Below are 2,294 nucleotides of genomic sequence, written 5' to 3' on the forward strand. Positions count from 1 at the left end.
ACCTCAGGGCAACTTTGGAAGCGGTGGCCACCGGTCACCCGCAAGCAAGGATCGACGACCTGCTACCCTGGAACTTCGAGCCTTCAAGCTGAAAGCGCGTGGGGCGCAACCGCCGCTTACGGAAGACCTGCGACAAGTGGATGACATGTGGATCATTCGCATCAACCCGAAGGCAGGGAGCGTCAAGTCCGGTCTCTATCGGGATGTTCCCTTGCATCGGCAGGTCATTGCCCTAGGTTTCGTTGCAGTGGCAACGGCCGCTCCGCCCGGGCCACTTTTTCATGCGGCCCGCGACAAGCAGAAATTCCTTTCGGCTGCCCGGGTCACAGCGGGTCGGGTGTCGCAGTGGCTCCAAGCAGCCCAACTGGTGCCCGAAGGAGTGCAGCCTTCGCATGGCTGGCGTCATCGGTTCAAAACGCAAGCGCGGGAACTGGGGCTGTCTGATCGTATTGCAGACGCGATACAGGGGCATGCCGGCAGAACCGCATCAGACGACTACGGCGACGTGTCGATTAGGGCCCGCGCCCTCCTGATTGAAGCTCTGCCCGAATACAGCTTGACCGCCGACGCCTGCTGCTTGGGATCAGACTCTCACAACTGAGCAAAAGTCGCCCTTTTCAATAGGGGTGCCTCTGTAACTAGTTCCTAGCAATGGCAGCAACTGGCGAACTATTGGCTTCGGGACGCTGCGCTGCAACTGAGGCCTTCGCAGGCTGCCAGTGCCGGCTGAACAAGAAACAAATCCTCGTCTAAAAGAAGTATTCGCAAGCGCCCCCGCCCGCCTTGTTCGGGCAGAAACATTGCTTAAACTTTAAGCAACAGATCCGATGGGCCGGGGCGTGGACGGAGATCCAGCGAAGCTCTATCTCCATAACGTGAGGTTGTCCAGCCATCTGGGGCCGTGTTGTTTCAGGCCGCCGGCTCAGACGAAACAACCTCGGGTTCTGCCGAAAGCGCCAAGGCTTCAGCTTTACCCTCGAACTCCAGCGAGATTGCTTTCGTTGCCTTCCCTCCTAGCGACTTCAGCATTTCCACCTGCGACAGCACGTTGCCTCGACCCCGCGATAGCTGTCCCAAAGCACCCTCATAGGCGCTGCTTGCAGACTCCAACCCCTTACCTACCTTCTCGAGGTTGAGAACAAAGCCTGCGACCTTGTCATAGAGCAGGCCGGCACGCTTCGCGATGTCCTCAGCATTCTGATTTCGCCGCTCGACGGCCCAGACATGCGACACAGTGCGGAGCGCCATCATCAAAGTAGTCGGCGTGGCAATGGTGATATGTCGCTCCAGCGCATATTCCGTGAGCTTACCGTCCTCGCGCAGAGCTTCGCACAATGCGCCCTCTATGGGGACGAACATGATAGTGTAGTCAACCGACAGACCTTCGGCCACATGATAGGATTTCGACGATAGCTGATTGATGTGGTTGCGCAGAGCCGTCACGTGGCGCTTGCGTGCCATTATTGCGGTGAGTTCATCCTCCGCGTTCACTGCCGCAACATAGTCGTTCAGGGAGACTTTCGAGTCGATCACAAGGCTCTTGCCGCCGGGAATATTTACTACGACATCGGGACGCAGACGCTCACCCTCCGATCCGACCCGATGCGCTTGCGTCTGATACTCTTCGCCTTCTCTCAAACCGGACCGCTCCAGGATGTTCTCGAGTATCATCTCGCCCCAAGCCCCCTGTTGCTGATGATCGCCTTTCAGTGCCCGCGTAAGTGCCAGTGCCTCCTGCGAGATGGCCTCGGAGCGCTGGGTGAGGAGGGATATCTCGGTCTTGAGGCGTTCGCGGTCTTTGACGGTCTCCTGATGGACCTCTCGTAGCTCCTTCTCGAAATGACCAACATGCTCTTTCAGAGGCGTTAGAGTCGCTTCCAGCCTCTCAGCATTTGTCTTGCTAATCGCCTCTCCTTGTGTTTTTAGGGCTTCGTCCGCTATTTGCCGGAAGCGCTCTTGCATGTCATCTCGCACGGCAGCGAGAAGCGCGATCTTCTCTTCAGCAGCGAGGCGTTCGCTCTCTATCTGGGTCTCCAACGAGGAGATGCGCGACTGCAGATCGCGCTGGGCCTTTTGCTCCCCCTCAAGCCGCAGCCGCAGACCCGCGATCACCTTATCTGCTTTATCAGCCTCCAGGCGCTTCTCAGCCAGCAACTCGGCATCTGCCTCTGTGTGAGCTACTCCCCGATCCTTGGACAGTTTTCCGGCTGATTTAAGCTACTGCCTGCGCCTGCTGATCGGTTTCGATGGTGTTGAAGTAAACCACGGCAGGCGGCTGCCCGCCATGGGCGGTG

At 58.2% G+C, this 2,294-nt stretch carries 1 protein-coding gene and 1 pseudogene; one reads left to right on the plus strand and one right to left on the minus strand.

The annotated features are described in order from the left end of the window. Nucleotides 1-601, plus strand: a pseudogene (locus tag OC159_RS19840) (hypothetical protein); the annotation flags it as partial. A gap of 308 nt (nucleotides 602-909) precedes the next feature. On the opposite strand, the gene OC159_RS19845 reads toward OC159_RS19840, so the two are convergent. Further along, nucleotides 910-2,154, minus strand: a complete 1,245-nt coding sequence (locus OC159_RS19845; RefSeq protein ID WP_265502953.1) for a DNA recombination protein RmuC — start codon at nucleotides 2,152-2,154, stop codon at nucleotides 910-912. Between the last annotated feature and the right edge of the window lie 140 nt (nucleotides 2,155-2,294).

It is taken from the genome of Paracoccus beibuensis (assembly GCF_026162625.1).
Taxonomy (GTDB): domain Bacteria; phylum Pseudomonadota; class Alphaproteobacteria; order Rhodobacterales; family Rhodobacteraceae; genus Paracoccus; species Paracoccus beibuensis.